We start from the raw sequence: 14,472 nt of genomic DNA on the forward strand, positions 1-14,472 counted from the left end.
CCAAGGGTCCGGTTTCGGGACACATGGCATCGAACGTTTTGTAAACCCTATCCGTAGGTTGCATCGATAGATCGGCTGAAAACCCATATCTGAGGGCTGCCGCTGACCTTAGAGTGCAGCGCAACCGCCGACGCTCGAGAGGCCCTTGCCCGATATGCTGGACTTCAGTTCGCTCCTGCTCGCAGCTGCGCTGTCGGGCATCTGCCTCAGCGTCACCATGTTTGCGATCTGGTTCACCGCGCCCAAGGCAGGCTTCGTGCTGACGGTGGCGTGCGGCATTCTGGTGCTCGTCGCGCATGTGATCCTGTTCTGGCGATACACCAAGGATCCCGATCCGCTGCTCTGTCAGATCGTGCTTGCGCTGCTCAGCCTGGGGTTCCTGATCCTCTGCGTGTCGGCCATGCAATATCTGGGCGTGCCCGGCCACAGACGCGCCGTTGCACCGGCGCTTGCCGCCATGGCTGTCTGTGCGGCAGTGACCTTCCTGGGGCTTGACGGTGTCGGCTTCATCGTCACCTACGCCACGGTGACGGTGCTTCTGTCGGCGATCGGCGCCATGTTTTGGATCAATGGCAGTCACGATCGCCGGATCCTGCTGGTGGTTTCGTTTCTGAGCGGCACCTGCGCTGTGTCGTTTGCGCTTTGTGGCGTGGTTCTGCTGACCAAGGGGCAATGGACGCTCGCGGTCGCGCCCGACAACTGGGCCGAACGACTGAATTCCGTCGTGGCGGTGGCTTGCATGACCGGGCTCGGCGCATTGACGCTCTCCCTCCACCATCTGCAGGCGCAGATCGAGCTGAAGGCCGAGACCATGACCGACCCGCTGACGGGGTTGATGAACCGGCGGGCGTTGACGTCGCTCTACGGCGAGCGGAGTTTCGGTCCGTTCATGTCCGTCGTCATGTTCGACCTCGACCACTTCAAGCGGACGAACGATGTCTATGGCCATCCGGTCGGGGACCAGGTCTTGTGCCGCTTCGCCGCGGTCATCAAGAAATATGCCAGGACCGGCGTCGACGCTTTTCGCCTGGGCGGCGAGGAATTCGCCGTCGTCATGTCGCGAATGACGGAAGAGAAGGCCCATGATCTCGCCAGCAAGATCTGTGTGGCCTTCGGCACCGAGATCGTCGCCACCCAACTCGGCAAGTTGCGCAGCACGGTCAGCGGCGGCATCGGCTTTGGCGAGGCAAGCGGCAGCAGCCTCGATGAGGTGCTGACCGAGGCCGATGCGGCGCTCTATGCCGCCAAGCGCGCCGGGCGAAACTGCGTCATCAGCCGTAAAAGGACAGGCAAGGCCGAACCTATCAAGCCGGCCTTGCGCTCCGCGTAATTATTCCGCCGCACCCAGATAGTCCGACAGTGGCGGGCAGGAGCAGACCAGGTTGCGGTCGCCGGCGACATTGTCGATGCGTGACACCGGTGGCCAGTATTTGGCTGCCGTGTCGGCGTCGCCGGCGGGATAGGCCGCCTCCAGGCGCGAGTAGGGATGCGTCCACTGGCCGGCCAGCACCTCGGCGGCGGTGTGCGGCGCGTTGACCAGCGGATTGTCGGCCAAAGGCCATTCGCCCCTGGCGACTTTCGCTGCCTCGCCTGCGATGGCGATCATCGCCTCGCAGAAGCGGTCGAGTTCCCGCTTGGGCTCGGATTCGGTCGGCTCCACCATCAGCGTGCCGGCGACCGGGAAGGACATGGTCGGCGCGTGGAAGCCGTAGTCGATCAGCCGTTTGGCGACATCGTCGACACTGATGCCGGCGCTGTCCTTGAGCACGCGGGTGTCGAGGATGCATTCATGCGCGATGCGATCGTGCCTGCCCTTGTAGAGAAGCGGGAAATGCGGCGCGAGCCGTGTCGCCACGTAGTTGGCCGAGATGATGGCGGTCTCCGTCGCCTGCTTCAGTCCGGCGGCGCCCATCATGCGGATATACATCCAGGTGATCGGCAGGATCGAGGCACTGCCGAATGGTGCGGCCGACACGGCGTGCGCCGAACCTTCGGTGACATGTCCCGGCAGATAGGGCTGCAGATGCGCCTTTACGCCGATCGGGCCGATGCCCGGGCCACCGCCGCCATGCGGAATGCAGAAGGTCTTGTGCAGGTTCATATGACAGACATCGGCGCCGATATCGGCGGGCCGCGCCAAGGCGACCAGCGCGTTGAGATTGGCGCCATCGAAATAGACCTGGCCGCCATGCTCGTGGATAAGGGCGCAGAGGTGGCGTGCACCTTCCTCGTAGACGCCATGCGTCGAGGGGTAGGTGAACATCAGTGCCGCGAGATTCTTGGAATGCTCGTTGGCCTTGGCTCTCATGTCGTCCATGTCGATATTGCCGTCCTCCAGGCAGCGCACAACGACAACGCTCATCCCGGCCATCGCAGCACTTGCCGGATTGGTGCCATGAGCGGAGGAGGGGATCAGGCAGACGGTGCGATGACCTTCGCCGCGTGAGCGATGATAGGCGCGGATTGCAAGCAGGCCGGCATACTCGCCCTGGCTGCCGGCATTGGGCTGCAGGCTGACGGCGTCGAAGCCGGTGATCTCCGACAGCCATCCTTCCAGTTCGCCGATCATGGCGCGATAGCCGGCCGAATGGCTTGCCGGCGCGAAGGGATGCAAATTGGCGATTTCAGGCCAGCTTACCGGCATCATTTCCGCCGCCGCGTTGAGCTTCATGGTGCAGGATCCCAGCGGGATCATGCTGCGGTCGAGCGCCAGATCCTTGTCGGCCAGCCGGCGCAGCAAGCGCATCATGTCGGTTTCCGACTTGTTCTCATGGAACACAGGCTGGGTCAGGAACTCCTTGCCGCGCGGCTTGCCAGGTACGGTGCTGTCGGCCGACGGAGAGGCCTTGGCGCCGAACAGGGCGGCGATCGCATCGAGATCGGCATCGGTCGAGGTCTCATCGAAGCTGATGCCGACATGGTCGGCATCGATGACGCGCAGCAGCCGGCCGGTCTTTTCAGCCGCAGTGGCGATCTGCGCCGCCTTGCCCTTGGTCTCCACCGTCACCGTGTCGAAACGGCTGGCGCCGATCACCGACACGCCTGCCGCTTCGAGGCCGCTTGCCAGACGATTGGCCAGCGTGTGGATGCGCCCGGCAATCGCCTGCAGCCCGGCGGGGCCGTGCCAGATCGCATAAGCCGTCGCCATGTTGGCAAGCAGCGCCTGTGCGGTGCAGATGTTGGAGGTCGCCTTGTCGCGGCGGATATGCTGTTCGCGTGTCTGTAAGGCAAGCCGGTAGCCGGGCCGGCCTTTGCTATCGGTGGATTGGCCGACCAGGCGGCCAGGCATCAGCCGCGTCAACTTGTCGGAGACGGCGCAATAGGCGGCGTGCGGCCCGCCAAAGCCCATCGGCACGCCAAAACGCTGCATCGGGCCGACGGCAATGTCGGCGCCAAGCTTGACCGGCGCATCGGTCAGCGCCAGGCCGAGCGGATCGGCAATGAAGACGACGATGGCGCCGGTCGCACGCGCCTTGTCGATCGCCGCCTTGTGGTCGCCATAGACGCCAAACGTATCCGGCCAGGAGACGAGCAAAGCAGCGGTGTTGTCGTCGATCGTCTCGCCGTCGATCTCGATGCCGAGCGGCTCGGCGCGGGTACGCACGACGTCCAGTGTCTGCGGGTGTGGCGTGCCGGCAAGTGCGATCTTGGTGCGCTTGTCGCGGTGGTGGCGCAAGGCGATGCCTATGGCTTCGGCGACCGCGGTTGCTTCATCCAGCAGCGAGGCCGACGCCACCGGCAGACCGGTCAATTCCGTGACCAGCGTCTGGAAGTTGAACAGCATCTCCAGCCGGCCCTGGCTGATCTCGGCCTGATAGGGCGTGTAGGCCGTGTACCAGGCCGGGTTCTCGAACAAGTTGCGCTGGATGACCGGCGGCACATGCACGCCGTGATAGCCGGCACCGATAAAGCTCTTCAGCACCGTATTCTTGGCCATGGTCGCCGACAATTCGGCCAGCGCTTCCGCTTCGCTGGCCGGTGCGGGCAGGGTCAGCGGCAAGTCGAGGCGGATCGACTGCGGCACGGCCTGGCTGATCAGCGTCTCGATGGACGGAACGCCGATCACGGCAAGCATGGCTCTGACATCGTTGACGCTCGGGCCGATGTGGCGGGCCGAGAAGGGAGTGAGTGCTGCGGTCATGTCAATCCGTCCTGATATCAGCCGATATGGGCTTTGTAGGCGGCCTCATCCATGAGGCCCGCGAGCTGGCTTTCGTCGGCAAGCTTCATCTTCCACAGCCAGCCGGCGCCGGTTGCCGCCGAGTTGACCAGTGACGGGTCCGACGACAGCGTGCTGTTGGCTTCGGTGATCTCGCCATCGACCGGCGCGTAGACATCGGAAGCCGCCTTGACGGATTCGACCACGACGGCGGTGTCGCCCTTGGTCAATTTCTTTCCGGTCTCCGGCAGTTCGACGAAGACGAGGTCGCCGAGCTGCTCCTGCGCATAGTCGGTGATGCCGACAGTGGCGATGCCGCCCTCGACGCGGAGCCATTCGTGATCTGATGTGAAATAGGTCGTTGCCATTGAGATCATCCTTTGCGGTAGCGATGCGGTGTGAAGGGCAGGGAGCTGATATCGACTGGGATTTTCGTGCCGCGAACATCGGCGAAAACCCGTATTCCCTGTTTGGCCAGTGGCGCCGTGACATAGCCCATGGCGACCGGATGGCCGGCTGACGGGCCAAAGCCGCCTGATGTGACATGGCCGGCGGGCGTGCCGTCGGCGTCAAAGAGCGCGGCGCCGGCGCGCACCGGCTGGCGGCCTTCCGGCTTCAGCCCGACGCGCTTTTGCGCGGGTCCTCGTTCCACGGCGGCGCGGAGCGCATCGGCGCCGATGAAAGTGCCGGAAGCGCGGATGTCTTTCGGAATAGCCCACATCAAGGCAGCGCTGGCCGGGTCGGTCTCCGGCGTGATGTCCTGGCCATGCAGGCAGAGCCCGGCCTCCAGCCGCAGACTGTCGCGGGCGGCCAGGCCGATCCACAGCACGCGTTCATCGCCGAGCAGCTTCGCGACGAGGTCGCGCGCATCGGCTTCCGACAGGCCGATCTCGAAACCGTCCTCGCCGGTATAGCCCGACCGGCTCATGAACCAGTTCTTGCGCGGTTCGACACCATGCATGAACAGCAGCGAGCCGGTCTCGATGCCGGCGCGCGAAAGGGCGGCCCAGGCTTCAGGACCCTGGATGGCCAGGAAGACGCGGTCGAGCGGCTCGACCCTGGCGTCGAAATCCGCGGCAAGTGCACGCAAATGCTTTTCGTCGGCGACGGCGTTGCCTGCGTTGGCGACCACCATGAACCTGCTATCGCCAAGTCTGGTGACGATCAGGTCGTCCAGAATGCCGCCTGCCTCGTTGAGGAAAAAGGACAGTTTGGACTGTGAGATTTGGAATGCGCCTGCATCCAAGGGGCAAGCGCGGTTGAGCAGCGCAACCGCCTCCGGCCCGCTGACTTCGAACAGCTTCATATGCGAGATGTCGAACAGGCCGGCCTGTTCGCGGGTGTGAAGATGTTCCTTCATGACGCCCGCCGGATAGGTCAGCGGCATCGACCAGCCGGCAAAAGCGCCAAAACGCGCACCGGCGGCCACATGGATGTCTTCGAGGGGTAGGTGTCTTGTATCGTCGCCCGTCATGTCGTCTCCAGAGTCGCACGCAATCGGCCGCGAATGGCGACCAGTCCGTGCCCCTCTGTCTGAAGCCTGAGAGACTCGCGCAGCCGGAGCTCTGTCAGCGGCGCTTACACCTTCGGCGCGGGGGCAAGCCCCGACTTTCCAGAGTGTCTTTCCCGTCTACGGTTCTTTTGCCTGAGAGATTTCGGGCGATTTCCCCTTCGGCGACAGCTCTCGCTGTTCTCTCCCGCAAACAGGTAGGACTCAGACCCTGAGTCCTCGACGCGCCATCCATAGCTCGCGCGCGACGGCTTGTCACCTGTCAGCGACATCTAAAGCGCGTGCATGCCATTCTTCAAAACCGCGGCACGTTTTTGGGCGACATGCGTTGGCCGACAAGTCTTCGCTAACCACGCCGTTTGCCGGTTTTTCAAGACACTGCTGATATGTTGGCTTGTATGACGCTTGGGGCCGGCGCTTGGCGACGGCGGACGGGGACGACAATGGGCGAATTGATCATGAGCGCGCCGGTGGCCGGGCTGACCTCGAAAAGCCGCATCGCCGCGGAGGACGTGGCGATGTTGCGCCATGAAGTGTTCGGCGATGGCGTCGTGACGCGCGGCGAGGCCGAGGCGCTGTTCGCGCTCGATGCAACGGCGAAGGACAAATGCCAGGAATGGCCGCCCTTCTTCGTCGAGGCGGTTACCGACTATATCGTCCACCAGGAAAAGCCGTCGGGCTATATCTCGCAAGACAATGCCGACTGGCTGATCCGCACGATCTCGCGCGATGGTATGGTCGACAGCCGGACCGAGCTCGAATTGCTGGTGCACGTGCTGGAACAGGCGAAATCGTCGCCGAGCCAGCTTTGCGTCTATGCGCTGGAGCAGGTGGCGCATGCCGTCATTGACGGCAAGGGGCCGCTGATGCTCGGCGGCGCGCTGGCTCCCGGCCTCATCGCACAGGCGGAGGTCGAGCTGGTGCGCCGGATCCTCCGTGCCCATGGCGGCGACGGCAACATCGCCATCACGCGCGCCGAGGCCGAGGTGCTGTTCAAGATCAACGAGTGCACTGCTCAAGGGCACAACGATCCGTCCTGGAACGAGCTGTTCGTCAAGGCGATCGCCAATTTCGTCATGTGCTCGGCCGGCTACGAAGCACCGACGCGCGATGTGGCGCTGCGCCGCGATGCCTTCCTCGAACATGCCGATCCGGAAATCGGCGGCTTCTTCAGCCGCATGATCTCTGGCGGCCTTGCCGGCATCATGGAAGCCTATCGGTCTCCAGGCGACATCGAGGCCGAGTGGGAAGCCAGGAACAGGGCGGCCGAGGCCCTGGCCCGCCGCGCCGAGACGATCGATGCCGGCGAAGCCGGCTGGCTGATCGAACATATCGGCGTCGACAGGCCTCTTTACGAGAACGAACGCGCGCTGTTGACCCTGATCAAGCACGCCTCACCGGAAATCCATCCGGCGCTGAGGCCGCTGCTCGACAAGGTTGCCTGAGCGGTAGGGGTTGCCTCGGTCAAAGCCGCGGTTGCCCGATTAGATCTGGTCGACGTCGATGTATATCCTTGCCAAGCCTTCCCTGACGGTCGACATGGCATCGGCGACGCTGATGGCGATGTGGTCGTGCATGAGCCTTGCGGCCCTGTCGGCATCGCGGGCTACCATGGCTCGGGCGATTTCGCTGTGTTCGGTGTAGGTCGTCGACAATCGCCGGTGCTTCTCCACTTCGATCGTGCGAACGAAATGGATGCGCGTGTTGATGCCTTCGAGCATGCGCGCCAGTTCGGGATTACCTGACAGCCTGGCGATGCGGATGTGAAATTCCTCGTCCCTGGCGGTCAGTTCGGCGCTGGAAAATGAGTCGGCGCGCGCCATGGTGAGCGTCCACCAGTCGACGAGCGCGGCAAGCTCCTCATCTGTCGCGCGCTGGATCGCCAGCCTGACGGAGCGCTCCTCGAGCACCGCCCGCACGTCGGAAAGATTGACGATCTCGTCTACATCGAAGCCCCGGCAAAAGAAGCCGCGATTGGTCTGGAAAGTGATGAGTTCTTCTGTGACCAACCGCTGGAGCGCCTCCCGGATCGGGCTGCGGCTGACATTCAGCCTAGCGGCAAGCGCCACTTCGTTGATGCGCTCGTTCGGCTTGAAGCGATAGTCCATCGCCATGCGACGGATTTCTTCATAGACACGCGGGCCGGTCTTGATCGGCTTGGATGGCAGGGCCGCGCTGTTGCCCTGGTTGGTTTGCCTGGTGGGTCGGAGCATGGCGTCGGTCAAGCCTTTGCGGCGCTTGGTTCGGCGAACCGCGCCCGTGTGGGAAGGATGTCATCGAGGGCGATTGGTGCCGCCCGGCCGGCGATCAGATCGGCGACGATGCGGGCCGATCCATGTGCCATGGTCCACCCGATATGACCGTGGCCGGTGTTCAGCCAGAGATTTTTGATGTTGCGCAGGCCGAGGATCGGCAGGTTGTCGGGCGTCATGGGCCTCAGGCAGGCCCGCATCTCGGCGCGATCATAGGCGATGCCGCGCGGGAACAGGTCCTGCGTGACGCGCTTCATGAAGGCGAAATCCGAAGGCTTGTGGCTGCGATCATAGCCTGCGAATTCCGCGGTGGCGGTCACGCGGATGCGATCGCCCATCGGCGTGATGGCGACGAGGTTGTGCTCATCGATGACAGGGAGTTTTGGAGCCAGCGCCCGATCGACGATGGGAATGGTCAGGGAATATCCCTTGACCGGGTAGATCGGCAGACCAAGGCCGATCTTGCGGGCGAGGACGGGGCTCTCGGCGCCGAGACTCAGAACGTAGGTGTCGGCCAGAAACTCTCCCTTGTCGGTGACGACCTTGGTGATCGTTTCCTTTCTGCGTTCGATCCCCACGATCCTGGTCCCTGTCAGGATCTTGCCGCCCCTATTTTCGACGATGGCCGCCAGCGCGCGCGTGAACTTGGCGGCGTCGCCGGTTTCGTCGGTCGGACACAATACGCCGCCGGCAATGTTGTCGCGCGACGAAGCCAGCGCCGGCTCGCGGTCAACGATTTCCTGCGCGTCTACGATGCGGATCTCCTGGCCGTCGGCTTCCAGCAGGCGCATGTTGGCGACGCCCTTGTCGAGCGCCTGATGGCTGCGGTGGAAATAAAGAATGCCGTCCGACGTCCTGTCGTACGGGATCGCCTCTTCCCTGACGACCGCCTGCAGGACCGATTGGGAATGGACCGCAAGCCGATGTTTGAGCAGAGTGTTGCGACGTGCTTTGGCGGCCGTGCATTGCATGAGGAAGCGCAGCGACCAGCTGTAGAGATGCGGGTCGGTGGAGAGCTTGAAACGAAGCGCCTGGTCTTTCAGGAACAGTGACTTCAGCAGGGTTTTTGGCGCGGCCGGCGATGACCAGACGAAGGAATGGCCGGGCGCGATCATGCCGGCATTTGCCCAGCTTGCCCCTTCGGCCACCTGTGATGCCTGCTCGAGAACGGTGACCGTGTGGCCGTCCTTCTGCAACTGATAGGCCGTGGTGATCCCGACAACGCCGCCGCCCAAGATCAATACGCGCATCGCTGTCCCGAATGGTTGTCGTTTCTATTGTCGACAATTCAATAGGAAGACGCTGGTCATTGTCAACGGCGCGTGGGTCGACGATCGATTCACCGTTCAGACAGGGCGAAACCCCGGCATTTCTCGGTTGCCAAAATTCGAACGGAGCTCTTGACACGTTTGGCAAAGTTGTCGTTTCTATTGTCGACAATTCTGATTGGCATCAGGAGGGGGACTGCGCCATGGACGCCCCGCTTAGCCGCGCCGACGACACGCTTGTCCTCGACAAGGAACACATTCCCTTCACGACCGACAACGGCATCGGCACCCGCGCCAATCTCGGCCTGCTCGTCCTTCGGACCGACCAGACCATCGAGGATGAATTCCGCTATGCGCTGCCCGCGCGCGACATCGCGCTGTACGAGGCGCGGCTCTACAGCGATGTCGAGATCACGCCTGAAAACCTGATGAAGATGTCGGCCGTCATCCCGGGAACGGTCGGGCTCTTGCCGGACGTCAAGTTCGATGTGATCGGCTTTGCCTGCACTTCGGGAGCGCTGGTTATCGGCGAGGACAAGGTCGCCGAACGCGTTCACGAGGTGCTGCCGGGCGTGCAAGTGACCAACCCGGTGACGGCGGCGCGGGCGGCGCTGAAGGCCCTGGGCGTTTCGCGGATCGCGTTGCTCACCCCTTATTTGGCAAAAATCAATCATTCCCTGCGGGCATCGCTGATGGCGCAGGGGATGGATATTCCGGTCATGGGCTCCTTCAACGAGGCGGACGACAATGTCGTTGCACGCATCACGCCGGCATCGGTCAAGCAGGCCATTTTGGAGATCGGCGCGTCGAGCGACTGTGAGGCGGTGTTTGTTTCCTGCACGAGCATGCGCGTTGCCCGCATCATCGAGGACGTCGAGAAGGAACTGGGGAAACCGGTAACCTCGAGCAATCACGCCCTTGCCTGGCACATGCTGCGGCTCGGCGGCATTGGTGAGCAGATTGCCGAAAAGGGCGAACTGTTTCGCCGCTCGCTAGGCTAGCATCTTCAGAGCCGGATTTGCGGTGTGCAGCTCAGATCCCGCCGTACCAGTCGTAGCCATTGTCTTCCCAATAGCCGCCGCGACCGCCGCCGACTGTGGCGAAGCCATCGACCAACTCGATCTTGTAGAGATATTTCGGCATCTTGTAGCCGAGCTGGCGCTCGACGCGAACCCGCAGCGGCGCGCCGTTCTCGACCGGCAGCGGCTTGCCGTTCAGGCCATAGGCGAGGATCGTCTGCGGGTGACGGGCATCGATCAGGTCGATGCTGCCGTAATATTTGATGTCGCCCGACAGGCTGCGGTCGATCGTGTCGAGGCAATGGAACATGACATAGCGCGCCTGTGGTTTGACCACCGCCTGGTCCAGCACCAGCGACAGCGGGGTGCCGGTCCATTTGGCTATGCAGCTCCAGCCTTCGACGCAGTCATGGCGGGTGATCTGGGTGCGGCTCGGCATGTTCTGAAGCTGCTCGCGGCTGAGCGACAGCGGCTTTTCGACGAGACCCGTCACTTCCAGACGCCAGTCGGCGAAATTGTTGGCGAGCAGGCCTTTGTAAACATCGTCATCGGGAGCGGTGACACCGTTCGGCCGCTGCGGCTGGCGTATGTCGGCCTCCGTGAATTCCGGCGCCAGCGCGTCACGTCCGGCAAGCAGGCGCTGTGCCCGGTATGTCAGGTCATTGGCGTTTTCGAGAAAACTGCGCAGGCCGCTGCCAACACCTAGCTGACTGTCGAAGGCGTCGCAGCCCGACAGCATGATGCCGGAGACGCCAAGGCTGGCACCGGTCAGGAATTTGCGGCGGCTGATCTGGAATTTTGCCATGTCAGGCATTCCTCTCGACGGGTTTGTCGTCCTGTGCGGGAGGATCGGTGCGATACCAGCCGGTGATGATTGAGCGCAGTTCGTTGATCGGGCCGGCGGCCAGGATCATCAGGATATGGACGACGAAGAAGGCGACCAGCAGCACCATGACGGTGAAATGGATGGTGCGTGCCGTCTGCCGGCCACCGAGCAGATCGTTGAGGAACGGCAGCACCGAATTCATGCTCGGCGACATCGCCAGGCCGGTGATGATCATCAGCGGCAACAGCACGAACAGCACGCCGCCATAGGCCATCTTCTGCAGCGTGTTGTATTCGCGCGTGTGGTGGAATTTGAGCTTGGCATGGTCGACGATGTCTTGCGGCAATCGCTTCAAATCGTCGAGGCGTGGCGCGAGATCGCGCCGCAGATGGCCGTTCACGATGCTGGCGACAAACCAGAGGATCAACGTCGTGGTCAGTATCCAGGCAAAGAAGAAATGGATGACGCGCGCGGTGCCGAGATCATAGTAGGACGGGATGGTCGCCCAGGATGGAAAGGCGCGGGATGTCTCCTGCCCGGCCGGACCCGACCAGCCGAGCACGCCAGTCGTGTCGAAGCGCTTGCCGAAGATTTCCGTGTAGCCGCGCGGACCCGCGTCGGAATTCTCAGCGCCGATGGCGAAGATGGTGTTGTTGTAGTCAAAGCCCGATTCTTTGCCGATATAGAGCTGCGGACGGGCATTGAAGATCTGCAGGCCTGACAGCAGCATGAAGAACAAAGAGATAGCCCAGAGCCAATGCGTCAGCCGCGTCCAGCGAGACTGCCGGTAGATCAGCGTTTTGTCGTTCGACGCAGAAGCGCCTGGATCGGCGGCGGATTGGCTTCTGGCAACGGATTCCATCGTCTTTCGTCTCCCGGCCTCGCGGCATGGCCTGCGCGTTCATTGTCCTCCTGATACGTCGCGATCCAAACCGATGTTTCATCCGATCACGGATTTATTACGGACCACCCAGGCTGACGGCGAGATTGACGGCAGCGGCGACGATGACCGTGTTGAAGAAAAACGACAGGATGGAATGGACAAGCACGACACGACGCATATGCGTTGTCGAGATGTTGGTATCGGCAGTCTGTGCGGTCATGCCGATCACCGTCGAGAAGTACAGGAAATCCCAGCCCTCCGGCCGTTTGTCGCCCGGAAACAGCAGTCCGCCGACCGGGATTTTCTTCCTGGTCTCGGCATCCACCGCATCGCCGTCCATCCAGTAGACATGGGCATAATGGAGCGCTGCCATGGCATGGATTGTGAACCAGCCGAGCGGGATCGACAGCAGCGCGAAGATGAGCTCGACGGGATGGCTTCTGTCCTTCTGATTGATCAGCAGGAACAATGAGATAACGGCAACGCCGACGACGACAAGCGTCACAGCGAAGATGACCAGCACCGGCTGGTCCGTGGCACGCGCATTCCTGCTCAGATACCTGCCGGTGAACTTCGGCATCTGGGCGACGACGAGAATGACATAGGCGGCAAAGAACGCGTTGGCGCCGATCGAATAGGCAAGCGGGGCGTGCAGCAGCAACGCCACGAGAAGCGCAAAAACGCCAACGCAGGCCGACACAGCGAACAGCATGTGGCGCTGAATGGGAGACTTCACCGGGGTTTCGGCAGCCATGTCGGCTCCAACCTTGGATGGCGCTCGGTTTCTAGTCTGGTGTGGCGGATTTGAGCGCCCGCCGCAAGATGCGGTCGAGTTCGCCCAGAAACCGCGACCGGTCTTGTGGCGCGAAGCTGGCATTGTAGCCCTTGCTTTCGCCGGTCTCGCGCAGATGCTGCTTCAGGTCACGCATCGCCATCGCCATGCCGATCGTTTCCGGAGTGAAGGGGCGCCCCGTTGGCCCAAGCACATGGGCGCCGAGTGCCACCGCGCGGGCGGCCAGCGGAATGTCCGCGGTGATCACAATGTCGTTGGTGCGCGCATTGTTGACGATCCAGTCGTCGGCGGCATCAGCGCCCTTGGAGACCACGACATTGCGGACCATCGGATCGCGCGATGGCCGCAGGCCGCCATTGGAGACGTAGGTGACAACGACGCCATGCCGGTCGGCCACTTTTTCGACCTCGGCCTTGACCGGGCAGGCGTCTGCATCGACGAGAATGGCGGGGAGTTCGCTCATGTTTCTTTTCTCCCCCATTGTAAACCACGGAGGTCTCGGGCCGGTTAGGTGGCGGCCTGTGATCTTCCTCAGTAAACCACGACGCTTCTTATCGATTTGCCCTCATGCATGAGATCGAAACCCTTGTTGATGTCCTCGAGCTTCAGCGTGTGGGTGATCATCGGGTCGATCTGGATCTTGCCGTCCATGTACCAGTCGACGATCTTGGGCACGTCGGTGCGGCCGCGCGCGCCACCGAAGGCGGTGCCCATCCAGGTGCGTCCGGTGACCAGCTGGAACGGCCGTGTCGAAATCTCCTGTCCGGCGCCGGCGACGCCGATGACGACCGACTTGCCCCAGCCGCGATGCGAGGCTTCCAGCGCCTGGCGCATCACCTTGGTGCTGCCGGTGCAGTCGAATGTGTAGTCGGCGCCGCCGATCTGGTCGGCGCCACGCTTGGTCATGTTGACGAGGTGGGGCACGACATCGCCGTCGATCTCCTTCGGATTGACGAAATGCGTCATGCCGAACCGCTCGCCCCACTCCTTCTTGTCGTTGTTCAAATCGACGCCGATGATCATGTCGGCGCCGGCAAGTTTCAGGCCCTGGATGACATTGAGGCCGATGCCGCCGAGACCGAAGACGACCGCGGTGGCGCCGATCTCGACCTTGGCGGTGTTGATCACAGCACCGATGCCGGTGGTGACGCCGCAGCCGATGTAGCAGATCTTGTCGAAGGGCGCGTCGGGGTTGACCTTGGCCAGCGCGATCTCGGGCAGCACGGTGAAGTTGGAGAAAGTCGAGCAGCCCATATAGTGAAAGATCTTGTCCTTGCCGATCGAGAAGCGCGATGAACCGTCCGGCATCAGCCCCTGGCCCTGCGTGGCGCGGATGGCCGTGCACAGATTGGTCTTTCGCGACAGGCAGGAATGGCACTGGCGACATTCGGGCGTGTAGAGCGGGATGACGTGGTCGCCCTTCTTGAGCGAGGTGACGCCCTTGCCGATATCGACGACGACGCCGGCGCCCTCATGGCCGAGGATGGCTGGAAACAGGCCTTCGGGATCGGCGCCCGACAGCGTGAATTCGTCGGTGTGGCAGATGCCGGTCGCCTTGATCTCGACCAGCACCTCGCCCTCACGTGGGCCGTCGAGATCGACCTCCATGATCTCCAGCGGCTTTCCGGCGGCGACAGCGACAGCGGCGCGGGTTTTCATCAGGCGTCCTCCAATGCGGATTTTTTTCCAAGGTTTCAGGTTTTGCCGACACGATCAACTGGCAGCTGGCTCCCCGACTGGGCCACAGCGATGAATTGGAATC

At 62.7% G+C, this 14,472-nt stretch carries 13 protein-coding genes and 1 riboswitch; of the genes, 3 read left to right on the plus strand and 10 right to left on the minus strand.

Going from position 1 to position 14,472, the window contains the following annotated elements:
* Positions 1 to 154 precede the first annotated feature (154 nt).
* On the plus strand, positions 155 to 1,330 hold the full coding sequence (locus NKK51_RS11565; protein ID WP_023810510.1) for a GGDEF domain-containing protein: 1,176 nt from the start codon (positions 155 to 157) through the stop codon (positions 1,328 to 1,330).
* Here NKK51_RS11565 and gcvP read toward each other — a convergent pair whose 3' ends face one another.
* From gcvP to gcvT, 3 genes are read right to left on the minus strand one after another with little or no spacing between them, the layout of a single operon-like run.
* Positions 1,331 to 4,141, minus strand: a complete 2,811-nt coding sequence (gene gcvP / locus NKK51_RS11570) for an aminomethyl-transferring glycine dehydrogenase (RefSeq protein WP_352552912.1) — start codon at positions 4,139 to 4,141, stop codon at positions 1,331 to 1,333.
* Between the two features lie 17 nt (positions 4,142 to 4,158).
* Complete coding sequence (gene gcvH / locus NKK51_RS11575) at positions 4,159 to 4,527, minus strand: glycine cleavage system protein GcvH (RefSeq protein ID WP_128303368.1); 369 nt, start codon at positions 4,525 to 4,527, stop codon at positions 4,159 to 4,161.
* 5 nt (positions 4,528 to 4,532) lie between these two features.
* The gene (gene gcvT / locus NKK51_RS11580) at positions 4,533 to 5,633 is read right to left on the minus strand and encodes a glycine cleavage system aminomethyltransferase GcvT (protein WP_352552914.1); all 1,101 of its coding nucleotides are present in this window, start codon (positions 5,631 to 5,633) and stop codon (positions 4,533 to 4,535) included.
* 149 nt (positions 5,634 to 5,782) lie between these two features.
* Positions 5,783 to 5,869, minus strand: a riboswitch (glycine riboswitch).
* A gap of 243 nt (positions 5,870 to 6,112) precedes the next feature.
* On the opposite strand from gcvT, the gene NKK51_RS11585 reads away from it, so the two are divergent.
* A complete protein-coding gene (locus NKK51_RS11585; RefSeq protein ID WP_352552916.1) occupies positions 6,113 to 7,114 on the plus strand; it encodes a hypothetical protein in 1,002 nt (333 codons plus the stop codon).
* A gap of 39 nt (positions 7,115 to 7,153) precedes the next feature.
* Here NKK51_RS11585 and NKK51_RS11590 read toward each other — a convergent pair whose 3' ends face one another.
* Together NKK51_RS11590 and NKK51_RS11595 are read right to left on the minus strand one after the other, a co-directional pair.
* Positions 7,154 to 7,882 (minus strand): GntR family transcriptional regulator, encoded by a 729-nt coding sequence (locus NKK51_RS11590; protein ID WP_023810515.1) that lies wholly within the window; start codon positions 7,880 to 7,882, stop codon positions 7,154 to 7,156.
* A gap of 8 nt (positions 7,883 to 7,890) precedes the next feature.
* The gene (locus NKK51_RS11595) at positions 7,891 to 9,171 is read right to left on the minus strand and encodes a D-amino acid dehydrogenase (protein WP_352552918.1); all 1,281 of its coding nucleotides are present in this window, start codon (positions 9,169 to 9,171) and stop codon (positions 7,891 to 7,893) included.
* A gap of 221 nt (positions 9,172 to 9,392) precedes the next feature.
* On the opposite strand from NKK51_RS11595, the gene NKK51_RS11600 reads away from it, so the two are divergent.
* Positions 9,393 to 10,190 carry a maleate cis-trans isomerase family protein gene (locus NKK51_RS11600; RefSeq protein ID WP_352552919.1) on the plus strand — a complete coding sequence of 266 codons (798 nt, stop codon included), beginning with the start codon at positions 9,393 to 9,395 and terminating at the stop codon, positions 10,188 to 10,190.
* A 31-nt stretch (positions 10,191 to 10,221) separates the two neighbouring features.
* Here the strand turns inward: NKK51_RS11600 and NKK51_RS11605 are convergent, their stop codons facing one another.
* The 5 genes from NKK51_RS11605 to NKK51_RS11625 form a co-directional block, all read right to left on the minus strand.
* A complete protein-coding gene (locus NKK51_RS11605) occupies positions 10,222 to 11,013 on the minus strand; it encodes a molybdopterin-binding protein (protein WP_023810518.1) in 792 nt (263 codons plus the stop codon).
* A 1-nt stretch (position 11,014) separates the two neighbouring features.
* Complete coding sequence (locus NKK51_RS11610) at positions 11,015 to 11,896, minus strand: cytochrome b/b6 domain-containing protein (RefSeq protein ID WP_352552921.1); 882 nt, start codon at positions 11,894 to 11,896, stop codon at positions 11,015 to 11,017.
* A 97-nt stretch (positions 11,897 to 11,993) separates the two neighbouring features.
* Positions 11,994 to 12,671 (minus strand): DUF1345 domain-containing protein, encoded by a 678-nt coding sequence (locus NKK51_RS11615; protein WP_352552923.1) that lies wholly within the window; start codon positions 12,669 to 12,671, stop codon positions 11,994 to 11,996.
* Between the two features lie 31 nt (positions 12,672 to 12,702).
* Positions 12,703 to 13,173, minus strand: coding sequence for a YaiI/YqxD family protein (locus NKK51_RS11620; RefSeq protein WP_352552925.1), 471 nt, complete (start codon positions 13,171 to 13,173; stop codon positions 12,703 to 12,705).
* Between the two features lie 68 nt (positions 13,174 to 13,241).
* Positions 13,242 to 14,369 (minus strand): S-(hydroxymethyl)glutathione dehydrogenase/class III alcohol dehydrogenase, encoded by a 1,128-nt coding sequence (locus NKK51_RS11625; protein WP_127270241.1) that lies wholly within the window; start codon positions 14,367 to 14,369, stop codon positions 13,242 to 13,244.
* Positions 14,370 to 14,472: the final 103 nt, after the last annotated feature.

The organism is Mesorhizobium sp. M0011 (genome assembly GCF_040324155.1).
Taxonomy (GTDB): domain Bacteria; phylum Pseudomonadota; class Alphaproteobacteria; order Rhizobiales; family Rhizobiaceae; genus Mesorhizobium.

Coding starts and splice junctions, on each gene's coding strand:
- NKK51_RS11600 (WP_352552919.1), top strand. CDS start 9,393: ATGGACGCCCCGCTTAGCCGCGCCGACGACACGCTTGTCCTCGACAAG.
- NKK51_RS11615 (WP_352552923.1), bottom strand. CDS start 12,671: ATGGCTGCCGAAACCCCGGTGAAGTCTCCCATTCAGCGCCACATGCTG.
- NKK51_RS11610 (WP_352552921.1), bottom strand. CDS start 11,896: ATGGAATCCGTTGCCAGAAGCCAATCCGCCGCCGATCCAGGCGCTTCT.
- gcvH (WP_128303368.1), bottom strand. CDS start 4,527: ATGGCAACGACCTATTTCACATCAGATCACGAATGGCTCCGCGTCGAG.
- NKK51_RS11585 (WP_352552916.1), top strand. CDS start 6,113: ATGGGCGAATTGATCATGAGCGCGCCGGTGGCCGGGCTGACCTCGAAA.
- NKK51_RS11590 (WP_023810515.1), bottom strand. CDS start 7,882: ATGCTCCGACCCACCAGGCAAACCAACCAGGGCAACAGCGCGGCCCTG.
- NKK51_RS11565 (WP_023810510.1), top strand. CDS start 155: ATGCTGGACTTCAGTTCGCTCCTGCTCGCAGCTGCGCTGTCGGGCATC.
- NKK51_RS11620 (WP_352552925.1), bottom strand. CDS start 13,173: ATGAGCGAACTCCCCGCCATTCTCGTCGATGCAGACGCCTGCCCGGTC.
- NKK51_RS11595 (WP_352552918.1), bottom strand. CDS start 9,171: ATGCGCGTATTGATCTTGGGCGGCGGCGTTGTCGGGATCACCACGGCC.
- NKK51_RS11605 (WP_023810518.1), bottom strand. CDS start 11,013: ATGGCAAAATTCCAGATCAGCCGCCGCAAATTCCTGACCGGTGCCAGC.
- gcvT (WP_352552914.1), bottom strand. CDS start 5,633: ATGACGGGCGACGATACAAGACACCTACCCCTCGAAGACATCCATGTG.
- gcvP (WP_352552912.1), bottom strand. CDS start 4,141: ATGACCGCAGCACTCACTCCCTTCTCGGCCCGCCACATCGGCCCGAGC.
- NKK51_RS11625 (WP_127270241.1), bottom strand. CDS start 14,369: ATGAAAACCCGCGCCGCTGTCGCTGTCGCCGCCGGAAAGCCGCTGGAG.